This is a genomic window from Flavobacterium buctense (assembly GCF_014486695.1).
Classification (GTDB): domain Bacteria; phylum Bacteroidota; class Bacteroidia; order Flavobacteriales; family Flavobacteriaceae; genus Flavobacterium; species Flavobacterium buctense.
The window spans coordinates 405569-424846 of the sequence record NZ_JACTAB010000002.1 but is presented as its reverse complement, the minus strand read 5'-3'; the positions used below and the strand labels follow the sequence as shown (position 1 = coordinate 424846).

Here is a 19278-nt window from a genome sequence, read left to right as displayed (position 1 = left end):
CATAAGCACAGGCACTAGTTGAACTAGCCGTTGGTGAAGTAACGTTAACAGCTGGTGCAGCAGTAATAGTGAAAGTAGCAGAGCATGAAGCTTGTTTTCCACAATCATCTGAAGCACTAAAATTAACTGTTACGGTTCCTCCTGCACACAAATTTGGTGCAGAAAGATTTTGTAATCCTGAAGTAACTAAAGTTCCGTTTCCACCTGAAGCTGTAAAACCAGCCAACCAATTATTGAAAGCAGTATTAAGAGCCGCTTGATCTTCGTATGCACAAGCACTAGAACTACTATTTTGCGGGCAATTAATTACAATAGGAATGATAGGAATAATAGTAACTGTAACAGGCTTGATATCTGAACAGTTTGCTGAAGTAGTTACTTTAATATAATATGTTCCTGATGCTGAAACAGCATTAGGATTATTTAAAGGAATTGTAGCACCTGAATTCGTCCAATAAGACAAAGTTCCTCCTTGAAGATTACTTCCTGCTGTTACAGCCGGCAGTGTTAAATCAATAGTTAAAGGAGCACAAATCGGTGCAGGATTATTGGTTACTAATGCTGGACTAGGATTAACCGTTAAAGTTCCCGAACCAGAACCTGAACAAGTTCCATTAGATATTACAACGGAATAATTACCAGCCACAGTAGCGCTAAAACTAGCAACATTACCAGGATTACTTGCTCCAAAAGGAACAGTCCAAGTGTAAGTATAAGTTCCAGCTGGGTTTGGTGTTGCAGTAATGGTAACAGCAGGATCATTAGCACACTTTGAAGGTGAATTAACCGTAACTGTAGGTGATTCTATTATATTCACTAAAGTTGGTCTTCCAATCTCGATTTGACATTCTGACAAAGTATTGGTTGCAATAACATAATAACTTCCCGCGGGTAAGTTAGACCAAGTTAAAGTTCCTCCATTGCCTAATTGGGCAAGTTGAACATTAGCATTATTTGAATTATTTACTAATTGATAACTTACCAAAGTTTCAGAACTTGCCATAGTAATAGTTCCACTGTTAGGAGCTGAACTACAGAATGAACTTCCGACTAAAGTTTTTGGAAGTGGCACAGAACCAAATCTTCCTCTGGCTAAATCTTCTAATGAAGCGGTAAGCGATTGCGACTGTCTTGTTTCAGCCAAAAAAGTACCTAAACAAACACTTAAATTAAAGTTTACACTGCTTAAATCAATAAATCCTTCAAAGAAAGAAGAATCTGGATATGTTCCCGGAGAACCAAACTTTGGAACATAATTCCATGATGGAGGTGAGTTTACCGTTCCCACATTTACCCTTGCATCCAAACCGGTTGTTGGTAAAGGAATTGGAGTTGGGTCTAAAGCACCATTGGTCCATCTAAAGGCTTGTATATCTGCAACAGCACCACCATTAACAAAGTGGCTGATCATTAAGATATCCCCTTCCACGTGCTGACCACTAAATCCGCCGCTTGTGACACCTAATTTACCTACGCTGTCTTGAAGTATCCAAAATCCGATAGCGGAATCTCCGTTGTTAGCACGTCTGTCTGCAAAGAAATACAATTTAGTACCATCAAAATAATAACCCACATTGGCTAAATTATTTTTATCATTGGCACCATTAGTAAACCATGCCCATTGATTAATTGGTTGAACATCTTTGGAACCTAAAGTCCAAATATCGTCCGTTCCATCAATAGGGTCAACAATTCTTGCTTTGATTCCGCCGGGAGCAGCAAGCCATGTTCCCCAATCATTCGGATCTCCATCCAAAGTAATTTGGGCTGTTGAAATGTTAGAAATTAAAAAAAGTATAACCAGCATTAAAATGCTAACTATACCTTTCTTTTTAGTGTTACTCTGTTTTTCAGAATAACCACTATCCATAGTGTTTACTTTGGAAAAATCTAACTTAAAACCGTCTTCCCCTCGACTAACGACACAGTCTTCGCTACAGGGAAATTCTAAAAACTTTAAAAAAGTAGTGTTTTTCATAATGTTAAGTATTTTTGATAATACCACATCATGAATAGGGTCGGTTTACTATTTTTTTTGGAAGAAAAATGAAGAAACTGAAAATTCAGAATTCCAACTTCTCATTTGAAAAAAATTTTGTGTAGATTTTATTGGGATTATAAAATTAGATAGAAATCCAAATACAATGTTAAAAAAGGTGTAAGTTTTCTACGAACATTTGATTTTTATCGATTAACTACACAATTGACTATAAAACTCAAATCTATTTAACGACAATTCGGGATTTTATTTAACAGAAGTCTAAATTTTATTGTTTCCCACAAGTAAATTTAACATCATCAACACATTATGAAAAAATAAAAATCACAAAAGCTTGCGATAAGTTCGTCTTCTTCTGAAAGTTACGGGATCAAAATGCTTCCACAAATTGTGTATGGCATGATTGTCTTCTAACTCTGGTGTTCGAACACAGTGTAGAATACCCTTTTCTTTAAAAGTATTATAATATTCGTTAAAAATGATTGCCGTTACTCCTTTACTTTGGTATTCAGGATCAATACCAATTAGATAGAATAAAACCTCTTTGGAATCTTTCTTGGCTTTAAGTAAATGATAAAAGCCAAAAGGAAACAGCTTACCATTGGCTTTTTGTAGGGCTTTTGAAAAACTTGGCATTACAATACTAAAGGCTACAATATTATCCTGTTTGTCTAAAACAAACTTTATATATTCCGGATTGATAAAACTGATGTATTTATTTTTGAAGTATTCTTTTTGAACATCGGTTATAGCTACAAAGGAAGACAAGCTTGCATAACTGGCATTAAACAGATCAAACATTTTGTCTACATAAGACATAATGTCTTTGTTGTTGGTAAAATTTAAAGCCTTTAATTCGTAACGTTTTTTTACTAACTCATTGGCCTTTAAAAATAATTCGGGTTTTACATTAGCGAAGGGAAATTTATTTTCGAGGTATTCTTTCTCCTTTACATAACCTAACTTTTCCAAATGCTCTTTATAATAGGGAAAGTTGTACCATGTAATCATTGAACCAATCTCATCAAAACCTTCCGTTAAAACACCTACTTTATCCAGATTAGAAAATCCCATCGGACCTTCAACGTATTCCAAATTATTGGCTTTGCCAAATTCATATACTTTTTCTAACAACGCTTTGGTTACTTCAACATCATCAATCACATCCCACCATCCGAAACGCACTTTCTTTTTTTGTTGGTGATTGACTTCGTCCCAATTGATGATAGCCGCAATTCGACCCACGATTTCATTATCTTTATAGGCCAAGTAAAAATGAGCATCTGCAGATGTAAAAGCAGGGTTTTTGGTTTTATCAAAAGTTTCCAATTCATCACTGATTAATGGCGGAACCCAATAAGGATGATTTTTATACAAGGTAAAAGGAAACTTTACGTACTCTTGAATCAGTTTTTTTGTATTGGCTTCAATTATAGTAATCATTATGGCTTTGTATTTTCTAATTCTACTTCGTCTTTGCGTTTTTTCCCTTTGTCTTTTTTGGATTTCTTGTCTTTCTTTTTCTTATCATCTTTATCGTTTTTGATTCGCTTGTAATTGGTTTCATAATTACTGTCGAAACGCCAAGACATCCCAAAACCGCCATGCATAATCGCCGGAGTATCTTTTATATTTTTAGCGAGATAAGCATCTAGCTGAATATTTTCTCTAATCAAATAAGCCGCACCCAAACGCCCGAGAACATCAGCATAAAAATCACTTTTATACGACTGAACTTCTAAAAATCCGGACCAACGCATATTAAAACCTCTGGTCATTGTAGTAATCCAACCCAAAGTCGGGTAATCGGTCATGTATTTGTCGGCAATAATATTATTGACCCAAACCCATTTGCTACCGAAATGGTTTTGGGTAATCAACATCAATTTCGGACTTATAGTCGGGTCGGAATCAAACGTAAACGGATTGGTGCCCAAATTCAAATTAAAACCACCATAAACCGCCACAGCCGGAATAAACTGTTTCCAACTGAATCGGTGATTGGCTTTCCAGCTGTAAACATTTGGCTTGTCATCTTTCAATTGTACAAACGGATCAAAAACCAAATATTTAGCCCCTAAAGTAAATTGTTTAAAACCACCGCGTGTATCTTCGACTAAAGGCGCTGAATACCAATCATATTGGTATTGAGTCTCAAGATTAAACTCAAACTGATCAAAAAAAGCACCATACCTGACACTTAATTCGGTTCCGAATCCATTAGCTTCATAACGAGCTAAATCATGCCTTTCCTGAATACCATACAAACCACCTTCAGCCTGAATTACCGTTTTTCCTACCGAAAAAGCCGACATGGATTTTCCCGGTCGGTTCGAATTAATGATATCAGTATATTGAGCATATTGTTTGGTTGAAATTATCAAAAACCCAACCATCAAAAGTGATTTTATTTTTAGCATAGCCTAGCATTTAGTAGAAATATTGTCTTCCAAAAGTAATACAATTTATCATTTATTTAAGAGGTTAAAGCGAATTTTACATTGGGGAATTTAGTATTTTTGACAAAAATTATATTTGCAATATGGAAACTGCATCAATGCCCGGCTTTGTTAAAACAATATTATGGATTATAGCTATTTATTATATCTTCAAATTTCTGGCAAGATTATTTTTACCGGTGGTGGCCAAAAAAGTGGTCGAAAAAGCAGCACAGCAATTCCAACAACAACAGCAACAGTTTCAAGAACAACAACAAGCTCAAACTTCTAAAACTGAAAAGCCAAAGGAGAAAAAAATCGTTGGCGAGTATATTGATTTCGAAGAAATTAAGTAATTTCACTTGAAAACCTAATCCACAAACATGAAACAACTTCAAAAGTTTTATCCCCATTTTTTAGCCCTATTTGGTTTTATAATCGTTTCTCTACTTTACTTCTATCCTGTTTTGCAAGGCAAAAAAATCTACCAATCGGATATTGTACAATATACCGGAATGGCCAAAGAGCAAAACGACTTCAGAGCCGAATTCAATTCTGAACCTTTTTGGACAAACGCCGCATTTGGTGGAATGTCAACCTATCAATTGGGCGCCAATTATCCTAATGATTTTATTGGGAAACTAGACGATGCCTTAAGGTTTTTACCTAGACCTGCCGATTATTTGTTTCTTTACTTTATAGGATTTTATGGATTGCTTTTGGTCTTTAGAATTGATCCGCTAAAAGCATTTTTTGGCGCTTTAGCTTTTGGTTTTTCAACTTATTTAATCATCATACTTGGTGTTGGTCATAATGCCAAAGCACATGCTATTGCTTATATGCCTTTGGTTGTCGCTGGATTTATTTTGGTTTTCAAGAAAAAATATTGGCATGGCGGTATCTTAACCATGCTGGCGGTAGCTTTGGAAATTAATGCCAATCACTTCCAAATGACTTACTATTTATTGTTCCTCTTGCTGATTTTATCGGTCTATTTTCTTTACAGACTGTATCAGGAAAAGGACTTAAAATCGTTGCCCAAAATCGCTTTAACTTTTCTAGTGGCAGTTACTTTGGCTTTAGGAACAAATGCTTCCGGATTATTAGCGACCAAAGAATACTCTGATTTTAGTATGCGTGGCAAAAGTGAGCTGACTTTCAATGCAGACGGATCTAAAAACACAGAAACAGCTTCCATGTCTAAAGACTACATAACGGAATACAGTTATGGCATAGGCGAAAGTCTAAATCTGATTGCACCTCGTTTATATGGCGGTGGTAATAGTGAAAAACTGGGAAGTGAATCGAACGTCTACAATTATATGCTGTCTTATGGTGCTACCGATAGTGAAGCCCAAACTTTTACAGAAAACTACGCACCAACCTATTGGGGCGACCAACCTATAGTAGCGGCTCCGGCATACATTGGCGCGATTGTTTTCTTTTTATGTATACTAGCTTTGTACCACGACAAACGCAAAATTAAGTATGCGTTCTTGGCCGGTGCCGTTTTTGCTTTATTCCTTTCTTGGGGTAAAAATTTCTCAGTGCTTACCGATTTCTTTATCGATTATATTCCGATGTATGATAAATTCAGAGCGGTTTCTTCAATTCAGGTGATTTTGGAATTGTGTATTCCGGTTTTAGCCATTATGGGATTGCAATCTTTTTTCAAAGAAACGGACAACCAAAAGAAATCATTGTTATATACAGCCGCAACTTCAATTGGATTACTTCTATTTATCTATTTATTCAAAAGTGCTTTTTCTTTTTCAAGTCCGGTCGATTCTCAAATCATGGCCATGCTCAATCAAGGACAAGACAAGGCTTTCGGGTTGGGATTTGTAGAGGCTTTGCGCCAAGACCGAATGGATTTATTTACCGCTGATTTGTTGCGCTCCGGATTTTTTATGGTAGTAGCTTTTGGCACTCTTTGGTTTTACATCAAAGGAAAATTAGTTCAAAATACTACCGTAATTATTATCGGAATCTTCATGATTGGCGATTTGTTTTTTATTGATAAAAACTATGTTAGTAATGACGAAAATCAATTTAGAAGCGCCCGCGAAATTGACCAACCTTTTGAACCAACACAAGCTGATATTGAAATTTTAAAAGACACTTCGGTTTTCAGGGTGTATGAATTACAAGGCAGATTGCAAGGCCGAACTTCTTATTTCCACAAATCGGTTGGTGGATACAGCGCTGTACGTCCAAGAAGATATGAGCAATTGTTTGAGTATCATATCGACCAACAATTAAACGATTTGGGGCAAATGATTGATCCGGAAACGATGGCATTGAAGACCAGTATACCACTACTAAATGCTTTAAATATCAAATATTTATTGGTACAGACTAAAGACGGAGAAAACGTACCTATTACCAATCCTTTCATCAATGGAAATGCTTGGTTTGTATCGGAATTAAAAACCGTGAATTCTGCCGACGAGGAAATGAAAGTGTTGGGCAAAATTGAGACTAAAAATGCGGCCACGAGAAATAGTAACGATTTCACCAAATCAGGCTTGACTCCTACCTTTAAAAAGGACAGTTTGGCCTCGATAAAACTAGAAGAACATAAACCTAATTACCTCAAATATACTGCTACCAATGCTAATGATGGCTTTGCGGTTTTCTCAGAGAACTATTACGAAGGTTGGAAAGCTACCATTGACGGAAAAGAAACGGATATTCACAGAGTGGATTATGTACTACGTGGATTAGCTATTCCTAAAGGCAAACACACTATCGAATTCAAATTTGAACCGCAAGTGGTAAAAACCGGAAGTACTATTGCTTTAGTGAGTTCGATTTTGATGATTCTGGTTATCATCGGTGTAGTTTATTTTGATCAAAAAGGGAAGAAAATTGCATAATGTCTGAACCCAAAAAACTTTTAATCATCACTTATTATTGGCCGCCAGCCGGTGGACCGGGTGTACAGCGTTGGTTAAAGTTTGTGAAGTATTTACCGGAGTTCAACGTACAACCGATAGTTTATATACCCCAAAACCCAACCTATCCGATTATGGATAATGGTTTGGAAAGTGAAGTTTCGGAAAAAGCGATTATCCTCAAAAAAAAAATCTTCGAACCGTATGGTTTGGCTTCTTTTTTCGGTAAAAGCAAAACCAAGAAAATCAGTTCGGGTATTATTCCCAATCAAAAAAAACAATCCTTTTTAGAAAAAACGTTGCTTTGGATTCGCGGTAATATTTTCATTCCTGACGCGCGTTTTCTTTGGGTCAAACCTTCTGTAAAATATTTATCAAAATACATTCAAGAAAACAATATTGATACGATTGTAACTTCAGGTCCACCGCACAGTTTGCATCTTATTGGTTTACAATTGAAGAAAGATTTAGGGGTCAAATGGTTTGCCGATTTTCGCGATCCATGGACAACCATTGGCTATCATAAAGCGTTGAAATTATCTGCTTCTGCCGAGAAAAAACACAAAGCGTTAGAGAAAGAAGTCTTAAATACAGCTGACACCATTATCGTCACCAGCAAAACCACCAAAACGGAATTCGAAGCCATAACGTCCAAACCCATTGAAGTAATTACGAATGGCTATGACGTGGAAAAAATCACCAAACACCCTTTGGATGCCAAATTCACGTTGGCACATATTGGTTCGTTACTGTCGGAAAGAAATCCGAGAATCCTTTGGAAAGCGTTAAATGAATTGACCAAAGAAAACCAAGACTTCAAAAACGATTTTCAACTTAAATTAATCGGCGCCGTGAGTCAGGAAGTATTAGATACCATTTCTGAATTTAAACTCAATGATTACGTATTGAATTTGGGCTACGTTTCCCACCAAGAAGCCGTCGAACACCAACGAAAATCACAAGTTTTATTGCTCATCGAAATCAATTCCGAAGACACTAAAAGCATCATCCCCGGAAAATTATTTGAATACATGGTTTCCGAAAGGCCAATAATAGCCATTGGACCTAAAGATTCTGATTTTGCTCAAATCATCACCTCAACCAACACCGGCGTTTTCTTTACTTATGACGAAAAAGAAAAACTAAAAGCCTTACTTTTGAACTACTATCTTGAATATCAAAAACAAAATTTAAAGGTTCACGCCGTTGGTTTGCAACAATATTCCAGAAAAAGTTTAACAGCACAACTGGCTAAATTAATTTCGTAATTCATTATTCCTAATTCGTAATTTCAAAAAATGGGCATCGTCGTAAACCAATCCATCAAAAACACCATCATTACCTATATCGGTTTTGCTATTGGTGCGGCGAATACGTTGTTCATGTATCCTCATTTTTTAGGCGAAAAAATTTATGGCTTAACCGGTTATATTTTGTCTTCAGCAAATATCATTTTTCCGTTGATGGCTTTTGGCGTTCACAATTCGTTGGTCAAATTCTTTACCCAATACAAAACGGAAAAAGAAAAAGGAGAATTCCTGACTTTTGTGATGATTTTACCCTTAATCGTACTTCTTCCAATTGGTATACTCGGTACTTTTTTCTACACTGACATCGCCACTTTTTTATCCCGAAAAAACCCTATCATATTCGACTTTACTTGGCAAATTCCGGTGATTGGTTTGTGTATGGGTTATTTTGAAATTTTTTATGCTTGGGTAAAAGTCCATATGCAATCGGTATTCGGGAGTTTTGTCAAAGAAGTTTTGCTCCGGGTTTTTATCAGTATTTTTCTTTTCGCAGTGTACTTTGGCACCATTTCAGCCGAAACTTTTGTCGATATTTTAATGGGCATTTATTTATTAACCACATTAGTAATGTTGTTTTATGCCAATAAAGTGCAGCGCATACAATTCTCGTTTAAAATTCCACACAATTTCAAAGCCGTTCTAACCTATTCGTTATTCATCATTCTCTCCGGAAGTATTGCCAATATGCTGCTCGACATTGACAAAACCATGATTGGACAGTATATCGAAATTGAAAATATCGCTTATTATTCGGTGGCGATTTTTATTGCCACAGTAATTTCGGTTCCCAGTAGAGCCATGCACCAAATTACGTATCCAATTACCGCCAAATTAATGACCGAAGGCAAACACGACGAGCTAAACGACTTGTATAAAAAAACCTCCATCACATTGCAAATTGTCGGTGGATTGGTTTTAGTTGGGATTTTAGTCAACATCAACCAACTTTATTTACTCTTACCGGCAAACTACCGAGGTGGTGTTTTTGTGGTTTTCGTGATTGGTATTTCTAAATACTTCGACTTGATTTTAGGCAATAACAACGCGATTATTTTCAATTCTAAATATTATAAAGCCGTGTTGTTTTTGGGATTGCTTTTGGCTGTTCTGGCCATATCTTTAAATGCCTATTTTATACCCATTTATTTTATAGAAGGTGCTGCGATTGCCACACTGATTTCTATTACTTTGTATAGCTTGGCCAAATTGCTTTTTGTCGTTTTAAAAATGAATCTCTATCCGTTTACCCTAAAAAATATTTACGCATTACTTATCGGATTGATTTGCTTCTTCGCTTTTTATTATTGGGAATTTTCTTTTCATCCGATAATTAATATTGGATTGAAATCGATTTTGGTTTCTATTGTTTACGTTGGGTTGACTTATAAAGCCAATCTTTCGGAAGAAATCAATACGGTAATTCTGAATGTGATGAAAAAAATAAAAATCCAATAATCTTACTCTAAATGTAAACTAGCCGACAATTGGTATCGTAAGTTCTTTTAAACTTTGATAAAAATTGAAACGCTATGAAAACAATTCTTTCCCTTTTTACCGTAATCGTACTTTTTACTTCCTGTGAAGTAGAAGGCGAATTAACCCGAGATATAGTTGAAGAAGAAGTCAGCAATGACGCAGTTTTACGCTTCACCGGGACTTTCAATCCAACCTCCGGAATATCGGGTAGCGGAATGGTAAAAATTTACCAATTGGGCAACGCTTACACTTTAAAATTAGAAGACTATTCCATTACTCCCGGACCGGATTTAAAAGTTTATTTGTCTAAAACAGATTCGCCGTCTGACTTTGTCAACTTGGGCAACGTCAATCCAGATCTGATTTATTCAATACCACAGCAGGTGAACCTTGCCGATTATCCTTATGTTTTAATTCATTGCCAGCAATACAATCATTTGTTTGCGATTGCGGCTTTACAATCTAATTAAATGGCTATGAAAAAAATTGCTTTTATTGGTTGGTTATCGATAATAGGTGGCTCAACTGTTTATGCTCAAGGGTGCAGCGATGCCGGTGTTTGTTCTATTGGCAATAGTTTTGACAAAGAAAACTCAAGCAAAAATCTAATCGAAACCGGAAGCATTTACGGCGTTGGCGAAGCTGATGTGACTTATCTTTCTTCTTATTTAACTTATTCGAGAGCTTTTAATGATAAATGGGCTTTAAGTGCCAAGTTTACTTATTCCATAGCCGATGGAAGTTTTGGCACTCGCGGACAATTTGGCGATGCTTATCTTATCAGCAATTATAAATTCAACAAAAAATGGAGTCTTTTATCCGGATTCAAATTTCCGTTTACGACTGCCAATGCTAAAATCAACGGCTATTCTTTGCCTTTAGATTATCAGGCGAGTTTGGGTACATTCGATTTGATTTTGGCCACCAATTATAATTATGCCCAATGGGATTTTAATTTGGGCGTCCAAATTCCGGTCTTCAACAACAATAAGAATTCTTATTTCGCCGAATACAGTGGTACCGATGATTTTCCATCTACCAATTTATTTGAAAGAAAATCAGATGCTTTGTTTCGCACGACTTACACTTACCAAACGCCGAATAAAAAGTTTACTTTCAAACCGAATGTATTGTTCTTATACCACTTGGGCGAAGACAGTTATGAAAACATCTTTAGCGAACGCGAAACCATTGAAGGTTCGGATGGTTTGACCATCAATGGAAACCTAATTACAAGTTACACACTTAACTCAAAAAGCAGTTTGGAACTTTCTTTAGCAACGCCATTCGTTGTCCGTGAAATTCGCCCTGATGGTTTAACCAGAGCTTTTACGGCCGGACTGATTTATAAGGTTTCTTTTTAAGGTGCTAAGGTGCTGTGGCACTAAGGTACTGAGGTTTTTAAGTTTTGTTTAATTGAGAACTCTTTTGGTGTAATTATAACCAAAAGGGTTTTTCTTTTGATTTAGATGACAAAATGATTAACTTTATCTTTCAAATCTAGCACCTTGTCTCTGTTTAAAAAAATCATATTAGGTTTATTCCTTTCGTCATTCATAGGATATTTGGAATGGGGAAAAGAAAGTGAATTTATGGGTGAAATTGAATTTGATTTGTTATTCAAAATGAGTGATTCACCCGAAATTTTTTTGCATCCTTTTATTCTTTTACCTTTGCTGGGACAAATAATCTTGTTGGTCTCTTTATTGGTACCAAAGCCTAAATTTTGGTTAGTTCTTTTGGCCTCAACGGGAATTGCCTTGCTATTTTTAATGCTGCTTTTTATTGGTTTACTCAATTGGAATCCCAAAATTACTTTATTCGCCTTACCTTTTATAGCATTTTATGGCTTTCTAATTACCCGAAGAAAAAAGTTAAACTCCGAAAGACAACCAAATGCATGATTATTTAAAAATCATTGCCGTTGCCATTGGGTTTTGGTATGCTCGAAAATATGGCCGAGAAGCTGTGGAAAAAATCAATAAATTCAACGCGGAAAAAGAAAAACAAAATAAGAAATCATGATTAAAAAATACACTTTCCTCCTATTGCTGTTTTCAACCTTTGGTTTTGCCCAAGAGGCCAATCCTAACTATGATGAAAAGCTGGCCAAATCTCTCAATGCTGATGAGTATGGCATGAAAACATATGTGTTTTGCATTTTGAAAACCGGTAGTAATACTACGGCAACTAAAGAAGAAAAAGCCAAATTATTTGAAGGTCATATGGCCAATATAAATAAACTAGCTGCTGAAGGAAAACTCGTTGTCGCCGGACCATTTATGAAAAACGACAAAAACTATCGCGGGATTTTTATCTTTAATGTAACTACTATAGAAGAAGCCAATGCTTTAGTAGAAACCGATCCTGCAGTAAAAGCCAAAATTTTCGAAGCCGAAATGACTGTTTGGTATAGCAGCGCCGCCTTGCAGCAAATTGACCAACTGCATAACAAATTGGCCAAGAAAAAAATATAATTCATGCTCCATAAAGTCCATCATATTGCCATTATCTGTTCCAATTATGACCTTTCCAAAAAATTCTATGTTGAAATTCTTGGCTTAGAAATCATTCGGGAAGTGTACCGAGCAGAAAGACAATCTTTTAAATTAGACCTTTCGCTTAACGGTCAGTATATAATCGAATTGTTTTCGTTTCCCAATCCGCCCAAAAGAGTTTCAAGACCCGAAGCTTTAGGTTTGCGACACTTGGCTTTTGAAGTAGATGACATTGAATCGGTAATCAAACATTTGGCACTATATAATACCATAGCCGAACCCATTCGCACAGATGAATACACCGGAAAACGTTTCACTTTTATCAGTGATCCTGATGAATTACCAATAGAATTTTATGAGCGATAGTTTTTTCAAAAAAGACTTTCTGTAACTTTACTTTCCTTAAAAAATATCTTAATTATGATAAGACTACCATTCAGCATTGACATCAATGCTCCGAAAGAAAAAGTTTGGTATTCCCTTTGGGATGACGAAAACTACGAATCATGGGTTAGTGCATTCTGTGAAGGTTCCTATGCTATTTCAGATTGGAACCAAGGAAGTAAAATTTATTTTTTAGATCAGAATGGCAGTGGAATGAATTCGAAGATAGCTATTAATAAACCTTTTGAAACCATGCTATTCCATCATCTTGGCGAATTAAAAGAGTATACCGAATTACCCGAAACAGAAATAACCAAAGCTTGGTCAGGCGCCGAAGAACGCTATGACTTAAAAGAAAATAACGGGATTACTACTGTACTGGTTACCATAGATTTAGTCGAAAAATATTTGGATTATTTCAATGATGCTTTTCCGAAGGCTTTAGAAAAATTGAAAACGATAGCCGAAAGCAAGCCCAAAACCATTACGGTTAAAACAACTTTAGACACTTCATTAGAAGACGTTTGGAGTAAATTCACACAACCTGAACATATAATAAACTGGAATTTCGCTTCCAACGATTGGCATTGTCCAAAAGCGGAAAATCATCTGGAAATTGGTAAGAATTTCACTTTCACTATGGCTTCCAAAGACGGTGAAATGAATTTTGATTTTGTTGGTACTTACCAAGAAATAATTCCTATGAAAAAATTGGTTTACCAAATTGCTGACGGAAGAAAAGTAACCGTGAAGTTTGATGTGATGGACAATCAAATAATCCTAACAGAAAATTTTGAACCGGAAAATATCCATTCGGTCGAATTACAACGTAGCGGATGGCAATCTATATTAGACAATTTTAAAAAATATACTGAACAATAAACCTAAACAATAAAAAATGGTACAAGTAAATCCTTATTTAATTTTCAACGGAAACTGCGAAGAAGCGTTTCTATTTTACCAATCTGTTTTCGGAGGTGAATTTCCTTATATGGGTAAATTCAAAGACATGCCTACCGATGACAATTGTCCGCCGGTATCTGAAGATGAAGCCAACAGAATCATGCACGTTTCATTACCAATCGGCAACACGGTTTTAATGGGAAGCGACAGTACTACACAAAGTGGTGATGCTATTATAGGAACCAATTTTTCTGTCTCTATCAATACCGATAGCCGTGAAGAAGCCGATAGAATTTTTAACGGTTTATCCGCAGGCGGAAAAGCATTTATGCCGATGAGCTCTACCTTTTGGGGCGCTTATTTCGGGATGTTTACCGATAAATTCGGCATCAATTGGATGGTAAATTTTGATGAAAATCCGCAACCTTAAATTATTTTTCAGCTTACATACTATAAATCATTCTCTTGCGTTATAAATAGAAAACCAACCCGTGAAAAAAAAGATTGTCATTCTATTAATCGCTGTAGTTGCAGTTGCTTATGGCTACAAGAGAATAAACTACAAAATTAAAAGCGAAAACAAACCAAAAGTCGATGTTTCCCGAACCGATAACAAGGCCAAGGAAGCCTTGACTTTTTGTCAAAAAAACAAGTACAATGAAGATTTTTGTATTCTGATAGACATGAGCGTTCATTCCGGTTTGAATCGATTTTTTGTGTATGATTTTAAGCAAAATAAAATTACCCATCAAATGCTCGTTGGTCACGGTTGTTGCGATTCTCCTTGGAGTCAAGATTGGTCAAAAGACAGTCCGACCTTCAGCAATAAAGACGGCAGTCATTGTTCAGCTTTGGGCAAATACAAAATTGGGCAAAGAGCTTGGAGTGATTGGGGAATCAATGTCAAATATGTTCTTCACGGTTTGGAGAAAACCAATAACAATGCTCAATCACGTTACATTGTGTTCCATTCGTGGGAAAAAGTAGCCGACAAAGAAGTTTATCCAAACGGAACACCGGAAGGTTGGGGTTGTCCAACGATTTCCAACGCAAACATGAAAATCATTGACCCGATGTTAAAAAGTGTGAAGAAACCCGTTTTGATGTGGATTTATAATTAAAAAAAACCTTTCCTAACGGAAAGGTTTTTTTATATCTTTTTAGATTAAGACTAAAGTCCGGAGCCATAAAGACTCACAAAAGCTATTTTGCCATCACCATAACCCGCCGCCATTAACATACGTTTCGTGTCGGGAAAATATTGACAAAATTGGCTGATACAAGTACCATAACTGTCTTCACTATTGTAGCTAGGAATACTGTATTCATAATTGAGGTAATTTGGCGTAAAAGTAGCTTGGTCTAATTTGTAGAAACCTCTTCTGCTATTACTTGAACTCTCATAATAATTACCGGCATTGATAAAATAATCGCCACGGTAGTTAAGGATTCCTATACATCTTACTAAATTATCATTGGTTGCTGTTACCTTTAGATTAACTGTTTTTTTCAAAGTACCGTCTAAATCCAGAGCAAAAAATGTTGCCATACCATTTGAATAAACCGGAATGTTAAATCCAGGATTGTTTGGAAATGTCGGGTCAGGTCTTGTACCGGTTTGGTATTTACATTCAACAAACAAATGAATTTGGTTATTTTGAATATTTAAATAATCATATTTGATTTCTTGTAAATCTTTTACACCGCTGAATTCCTTAATCGGGTTTTCTTTCAAAGTGGTTCCCGATTGCAAATCATATAATAAAATACTATCGTAAATATTATCTCTTTGCTTTGCTGATGAGCTAAAAGCCACCAAATAATCTTGAGTGCCTATTGAAAAAGCGAGTGGTCTATTGATTTTTATGTTAGAAGTAAATTCTTTGTCTTCAATAGCATTCGCATCGATTACACTAATAGAATGTTTTGCACTTTTGTCCACTACTCTTTTCACAATTACCAATTTTCCTGTATTAGTGACCACAACGTTGTCAGTATAAAGTTCCAAAGGTAAGGTTACTGTTTTCTTCCAAGCCACTTCCAACGTTTTTCCATCAAGAACCGTACAATCAGTTTCTTCAGCAATTTTTCGGTTCGAAAATTTTTGATACGTAATTGCGATAAAAGCGCCATTTTGAGAGCCCATCACATTAGCGGTTCCCGATTTCATCATGCTTTCAAAAGTATACCCTACCACCAAAGATGTGGTAAAAGCTTCCGCTTTTTTATCAAAAATAACTTTGTGAATTTCTTTCTTTTTGGTTTTATTCGACCAAGTATCCGTAAAAACCACCACTTTGTCATTCCCAATTTCAAAACTACCTAAATAATTATGTAGCGTGTAAATGTCTTTGTTAGGAAACTCTTGAACTAAAGTATTCACTAAATTGTTTTTTTGATCAAACTTTCTAATGATGATTTGGTTTTGTGCCATCATTCCGTCTTTGTTGATAACGGTCATCATGTAATGATTGTAGTTGTCAGCCATAACCAATTTTGGGTCTTGCTCGTCTTTTTGATTGTAATCAAATTTGGCACCCCATTCTTTTTTTACTTGAGCCGATAATGTTCCCATAGCAAAAGCAAGAACCACTGTAAGTATGCTTAATTTCATAGTAATTAGCCTTTATAAATTTGTGTTTCCAACTGTTTTAACTCATTCTGCTCATCATAAGACAAGTTCAGATTGATGATGTTCTCTTGCATTTCATTTAAATATTTTTCGGCTTCAGTTTTTTTGCCTAATGCCAAGTGAAGTCGGATTAAATTGAAATAAACAAACTCAGCGATTTTCTCATTGAAGTCGGCTTTCTTGTCTTTGTAAACCACTTTTGTCAAAGTTTCTTTCCAAATGTCAATTCCTTTTTGCATTCCGGTCATCCCGGCAGCCGTCATTTGTGGATTTTGCGGATTTAATTTTCTAAGATTTGTAGTTACATAAACAGAGGCTTTTTCTAAGTCATCGTATTTCCCTTTGTTTTTTACACTACTTAGTTTTACCGAAGATTTAATAGACTGGTACCCAAAGTTATCATTCAAAAATTGGTTGATAAAAGCCATTACTTTGTTCAAATGATTCTTTTCTTCTAATGGTTTGTTAATATTATTGGTTGGTGCCGAAGACAAAAACTTAAAATCTTTGAAAAACACACTGTTAATTTTTTCAATACCATTTACTTTAACCACAATTTTTGTTGGTTGGTTGGCAAACGTTTGTCCGGCGTTATCTTGAAAATTAGCTTTTTGAATATCAACTGCTACATCAACATAACTGCCTTCGCGCGAAAATCCGTCAATAGTAATTTGAGAAGCTAAAACATTGTTGTCAACAATAATGTAATTATTCAAATTAGGCTCTCTGTAAACAGGCTCAGCCGGTTTAATATAATTTGGTTTTGCCGGTGTAACCAATTTAGGATTTTTACCTTGTTCTGTCATTGTCAGACGCTCCAACATAGAAAGCTTTTTAAACTCAGCCGATTCTAATTCGAATTTTTCTTTGGCTTTGGCTACTTCAACATCGTGATTTTTAGTCATTTCTTGAAAGGCTTTTTCACTTTCTGCTAATACCTTGGCATAATTTTTTTGTTCCGCTTGAAAGTCAAGCTTGGATTGTGCGTTAACATCTTCAGCTTTAAGATTATAAGGAGAAGTTACTACTACTCTATACTGTCTGTTGGCTTCCTCAATTGGTGTTTTTGGCGCTTTCAACATTTGAAACTCAACCATTTCTGAAGAAATACTTTGGGCATAACCGCTTAGCGTTAACATAACCACACCCAACAGCAAGTAAATTTTAGATAATTTCATATAGTATAATTTTTCGGCAAACATAAATATTTTATTTTACCAATTGATATTTAATTAGTTAAATTCCCGCCACAGCCTTAATTTCCTCAATAATTCTCAAAGCCAATGTATCGGCTTCAGCCTGCGTTGGTGCTTCGGTATAAATTCGAATAATCGGTTCGGTGTTGGATTTGCGCAAGTGAACCCATTCCGTTGGAAAGTCTATTTTCACTCCGTCAATCGTGGAGATGTTTTCGTTTTTGTATTTGTCGGTCATCGCTACCAGAATCGCATCGACATCAATTTGCGGCGTCAATTCGATTTTGTTTTTGCTCATATAATATTGCGGATACGATGCTCTTAATTCGGCTACCGTCATGTCTAAACTCGCCAAATGCGTTAAAAATAATGCCACGCCTACCAAACTATCGCGACCGTAATGCAACTCCGGATAAATAATGCCGCCATTGCCTTCACCACCAATAATCGCATTCGAAGCTTTCATCAATTCAACTACGTTCACTTCACCAACAGCACTCGCTTGGTAACTGCCGTTGTGTTTTTCGGTAATATCGCGCAAAGCACGAGAAGACGACATATTCGAAACGGTATTGCCCGGCGTTTTGCTCAACACATAATCGGCACAAGCCACCAAAGTATATTCTTCGCCAAACATTTCTCCATCATTAGAAATGAAAGCCAAACGGTCAACATCAGGATCAACTACAATCCCGAAATCGGCTTTTTCTTCTACAACCAATTTACAGATATCACCCAAGTGTTCTTTCAAAGGTTCAGGATTATGCGGAAAATGACCATTCGGTTCGCAATACAATTTCACGCACTCCACGCCCATTTGTTCCAATAACTTCGGAATGATAATGCCTCCGGAAGAATTTACGCCATCAACAACGACTTTGAATTTTCTTTTGGCCACTGCTTCCGCATCGACCAAAGGCAATTCTAAAACCTCATCGATATGAATATCCATGTAAGCATCATTCGCTGTGATTTCACCCAAACTGTCCACATCCGAAAAATCAAATGCTTCGGCTTCGGCTATTTCTAAAATCTTAGCTCCATCGGCACCGCTTAAAAATTCGCCTTTGGCATTCAACAACTTCAAAGCATTCCATTGTTTCGGATTGTGTGAAGCTGTTAAAATGATTCCGCCGTCCGCTTGTTCCAATGGCACAGCTACTTCCACGGTTGGCGTAGTCGACAAACCTAAATCGATTACATCGATTCCTAATCCGATTAAAGTATTCACGACTAAATTGTGAATCATCGGTCCCGAAATACGGGCATCACGACCAATCACAACCTTCAGTCTGTCTTTTTGTATGTTATTCTTCAGGAAAGTTCCATAAGCCGAAGCAAATTTTACAGCATCCACCGGAGTCAAATTGTCGCCTACTTTCCCGCCAATAGTACCGCGAATTCCTGAGATTGATTTTATAAGTGTCATTTTATTTTGATTTTGAAGTACAAATGTAAAAAAAGTTACTAAGGTTCTAAGGTACTAAGGTTCTAAGTTTTCAGATGCTTGTGCTAAAAAGGCAAACTTTTTCTATATTTACAAAA

The 19278-nt window shown here is 36.1% G+C and carries 19 protein-coding genes; 13 read left to right on the top strand and 6 right to left on the bottom strand.

The features are described 5' to 3' along the window. From ICG50_RS05855 to ICG50_RS05845, 3 genes are all read right to left on the bottom strand, one after another. On the bottom strand, nucleotides 1-1978 hold a 1978-nt coding region (locus tag ICG50_RS05855; RefSeq protein ID WP_222940140.1), incomplete at its 3' end, for a hypothetical protein. 345 nt (nucleotides 1979-2323) lie between these two features. After that, a complete protein-coding gene (locus tag ICG50_RS05850; protein ID WP_187659967.1) occupies nucleotides 2324-3442 on the bottom strand; it encodes a PI-PLC domain-containing protein in 1119 nt (372 codons plus the stop codon). After that, nucleotides 3442-4419 carry a transporter gene (locus ICG50_RS05845; protein WP_187659966.1) on the bottom strand — a complete coding sequence of 326 codons (978 nt, stop codon included), beginning with the start codon at nucleotides 4417-4419 and terminating at the stop codon, nucleotides 3442-3444. The genes ICG50_RS05850 and ICG50_RS05845 overlap by 1 nt, the downstream gene beginning before the upstream one ends. A gap of 122 nt (nucleotides 4420-4541) precedes the next feature. Between ICG50_RS05845 and ICG50_RS05840 the strand changes: the two genes are divergently transcribed. The 13 genes from ICG50_RS05840 (at nucleotide 4542) to ICG50_RS05785 (ending at nucleotide 15026) form a co-directional block, all read left to right on the top strand. Further along, a complete protein-coding gene (locus ICG50_RS05840) occupies nucleotides 4542-4793 on the top strand; it encodes a DUF4834 domain-containing protein (protein ID WP_187659965.1) in 252 nt (83 codons plus the stop codon). Between the two features lie 27 nt (nucleotides 4794-4820). After that, a complete protein-coding gene (locus tag ICG50_RS05835; RefSeq protein ID WP_187659964.1) occupies nucleotides 4821-7316 on the top strand; it encodes a YfhO family protein in 2496 nt (831 codons plus the stop codon). Further along, nucleotides 7316-8602: a glycosyltransferase family 4 protein gene (locus tag ICG50_RS05830; protein ID WP_187659963.1), complete on the top strand. Its 1287-nt coding sequence runs from the start codon at nucleotides 7316-7318 to the stop codon at nucleotides 8600-8602. Before ICG50_RS05835 ends, ICG50_RS05830 begins: the two co-directional genes overlap by 1 nt. Before the next feature lie 30 nt (nucleotides 8603-8632). Next, nucleotides 8633-10099, top strand: coding sequence for a lipopolysaccharide biosynthesis protein (locus ICG50_RS05825; protein WP_187659962.1), 1467 nt, complete (start codon nucleotides 8633-8635; stop codon nucleotides 10097-10099). A gap of 74 nt (nucleotides 10100-10173) precedes the next feature. Further along, a complete protein-coding gene (locus ICG50_RS05820) occupies nucleotides 10174-10590 on the top strand; it encodes a DM13 domain-containing protein (protein WP_187659961.1) in 417 nt (138 codons plus the stop codon). A gap of 6 nt (nucleotides 10591-10596) precedes the next feature. Beyond that, the gene (locus ICG50_RS05815; protein ID WP_187659960.1) at nucleotides 10597-11484 is read left to right on the top strand and encodes a hypothetical protein; all 888 of its coding nucleotides are present in this window, start codon (nucleotides 10597-10599) and stop codon (nucleotides 11482-11484) included. 144 nt (nucleotides 11485-11628) lie between these two features. After that, nucleotides 11629-12024: a hypothetical protein gene (locus tag ICG50_RS05810; RefSeq protein WP_187659959.1), complete on the top strand. Its 396-nt coding sequence runs from the start codon at nucleotides 11629-11631 to the stop codon at nucleotides 12022-12024. Then, a complete protein-coding gene (locus ICG50_RS13165; protein WP_281384522.1) occupies nucleotides 12017-12145 on the top strand; it encodes a hypothetical protein in 129 nt (42 codons plus the stop codon). Before ICG50_RS05810 ends, ICG50_RS13165 begins: the two co-directional genes overlap by 8 nt. Further along, nucleotides 12142-12597, top strand: coding sequence for a YciI family protein (locus ICG50_RS05805; protein ID WP_187659958.1), 456 nt, complete (start codon nucleotides 12142-12144; stop codon nucleotides 12595-12597). The genes ICG50_RS13165 and ICG50_RS05805 overlap by 4 nt, the downstream gene beginning before the upstream one ends. 3 nt (nucleotides 12598-12600) lie before the next feature. After that, entirely contained in the window at nucleotides 12601-12984 is a 384-nt protein-coding gene (gloA2, locus tag ICG50_RS05800) for an SMU1112c/YaeR family gloxylase I-like metalloprotein (RefSeq protein WP_187659957.1), read from the top strand. A gap of 54 nt (nucleotides 12985-13038) precedes the next feature. Then, entirely contained in the window at nucleotides 13039-13884 is an 846-nt protein-coding gene (locus ICG50_RS13125; protein ID WP_246448722.1) for an SRPBCC domain-containing protein, read from the top strand. A gap of 16 nt (nucleotides 13885-13900) precedes the next feature. Continuing rightward, the gene (locus ICG50_RS05790) at nucleotides 13901-14335 is read left to right on the top strand and encodes a VOC family protein (RefSeq protein ID WP_187659956.1); all 435 of its coding nucleotides are present in this window, start codon (nucleotides 13901-13903) and stop codon (nucleotides 14333-14335) included. Nucleotides 14336-14396: 61 nt separating this feature from the next. Further along, on the top strand, nucleotides 14397-15026 hold the full coding sequence (locus ICG50_RS05785) for a murein L,D-transpeptidase catalytic domain-containing protein (protein WP_341432362.1): 630 nt from the start codon (nucleotides 14397-14399) through the stop codon (nucleotides 15024-15026). Between the two features lie 50 nt (nucleotides 15027-15076). On the opposite strand, the gene ICG50_RS05780 is transcribed toward ICG50_RS05785, so the two are convergent. From ICG50_RS05780 to glmM, 3 genes are read right to left on the bottom strand one after another with little or no spacing between them, the layout of a single operon-like run. Further along, the gene (locus tag ICG50_RS05780; RefSeq protein WP_187659955.1) at nucleotides 15077-16519 is read right to left on the bottom strand and encodes a hypothetical protein; all 1443 of its coding nucleotides are present in this window, start codon (nucleotides 16517-16519) and stop codon (nucleotides 15077-15079) included. Nucleotides 16520-16524: 5 nt separating this feature from the next. Beyond that, complete coding sequence (locus tag ICG50_RS05775; RefSeq protein WP_187659954.1) at nucleotides 16525-17715, bottom strand: hypothetical protein; 1191 nt, start codon at nucleotides 17713-17715, stop codon at nucleotides 16525-16527. 58 nt (nucleotides 17716-17773) lie between these two features. Continuing rightward, the gene (glmM, locus tag ICG50_RS05770; protein ID WP_187659953.1) at nucleotides 17774-19162 is read right to left on the bottom strand and encodes a phosphoglucosamine mutase; all 1389 of its coding nucleotides are present in this window, start codon (nucleotides 19160-19162) and stop codon (nucleotides 17774-17776) included. Nucleotides 19163-19278 lie beyond the last annotated feature (116 nt).

Excerpts from the sequence above, each read along its gene's own strand:
- ICG50_RS05850 (WP_187659967.1), bottom strand. The coding sequence starts at position 3,442 with ATGATTACTATAATTGAAGCCAATACAAAAAAACTGATTCAAGAGTAC.
- ICG50_RS05845 (WP_187659966.1), bottom strand. The coding sequence starts at position 4,419 with ATGCTAAAAATAAAATCACTTTTGATGGTTGGGTTTTTGATAATTTCA.
- ICG50_RS05840 (WP_187659965.1), top strand. The coding sequence starts at position 4,542 with ATGGAAACTGCATCAATGCCCGGCTTTGTTAAAACAATATTATGGATT.
- ICG50_RS05835 (WP_187659964.1), top strand. The coding sequence starts at position 4,821 with ATGAAACAACTTCAAAAGTTTTATCCCCATTTTTTAGCCCTATTTGGT.
- ICG50_RS05830 (WP_187659963.1), top strand. The coding sequence starts at position 7,316 with ATGTCTGAACCCAAAAAACTTTTAATCATCACTTATTATTGGCCGCCA.
- ICG50_RS05825 (WP_187659962.1), top strand. The coding sequence starts at position 8,633 with ATGGGCATCGTCGTAAACCAATCCATCAAAAACACCATCATTACCTAT.
- ICG50_RS05820 (WP_187659961.1), top strand. The coding sequence starts at position 10,174 with ATGAAAACAATTCTTTCCCTTTTTACCGTAATCGTACTTTTTACTTCC.
- ICG50_RS05815 (WP_187659960.1), top strand. The coding sequence starts at position 10,597 with ATGAAAAAAATTGCTTTTATTGGTTGGTTATCGATAATAGGTGGCTCA.
- ICG50_RS13165 (WP_281384522.1), top strand. The coding sequence starts at position 12,017 with ATGCATGATTATTTAAAAATCATTGCCGTTGCCATTGGGTTTTGGTAT.
- ICG50_RS05805 (WP_187659958.1), top strand. The coding sequence starts at position 12,142 with ATGATTAAAAAATACACTTTCCTCCTATTGCTGTTTTCAACCTTTGGT.
- gloA2 (WP_187659957.1), top strand. The coding sequence starts at position 12,601 with ATGCTCCATAAAGTCCATCATATTGCCATTATCTGTTCCAATTATGAC.
- ICG50_RS13125 (WP_246448722.1), top strand. The coding sequence starts at position 13,039 with ATGATAAGACTACCATTCAGCATTGACATCAATGCTCCGAAAGAAAAA.
- ICG50_RS05790 (WP_187659956.1), top strand. The coding sequence starts at position 13,901 with ATGGTACAAGTAAATCCTTATTTAATTTTCAACGGAAACTGCGAAGAA.
- ICG50_RS05780 (WP_187659955.1), bottom strand. The coding sequence starts at position 16,519 with ATGAAATTAAGCATACTTACAGTGGTTCTTGCTTTTGCTATGGGAACA.
- ICG50_RS05775 (WP_187659954.1), bottom strand. The coding sequence starts at position 17,715 with ATGAAATTATCTAAAATTTACTTGCTGTTGGGTGTGGTTATGTTAACG.
- glmM (WP_187659953.1), bottom strand. The coding sequence starts at position 19,162 with ATGACACTTATAAAATCAATCTCAGGAATTCGCGGTACTATTGGCGGG.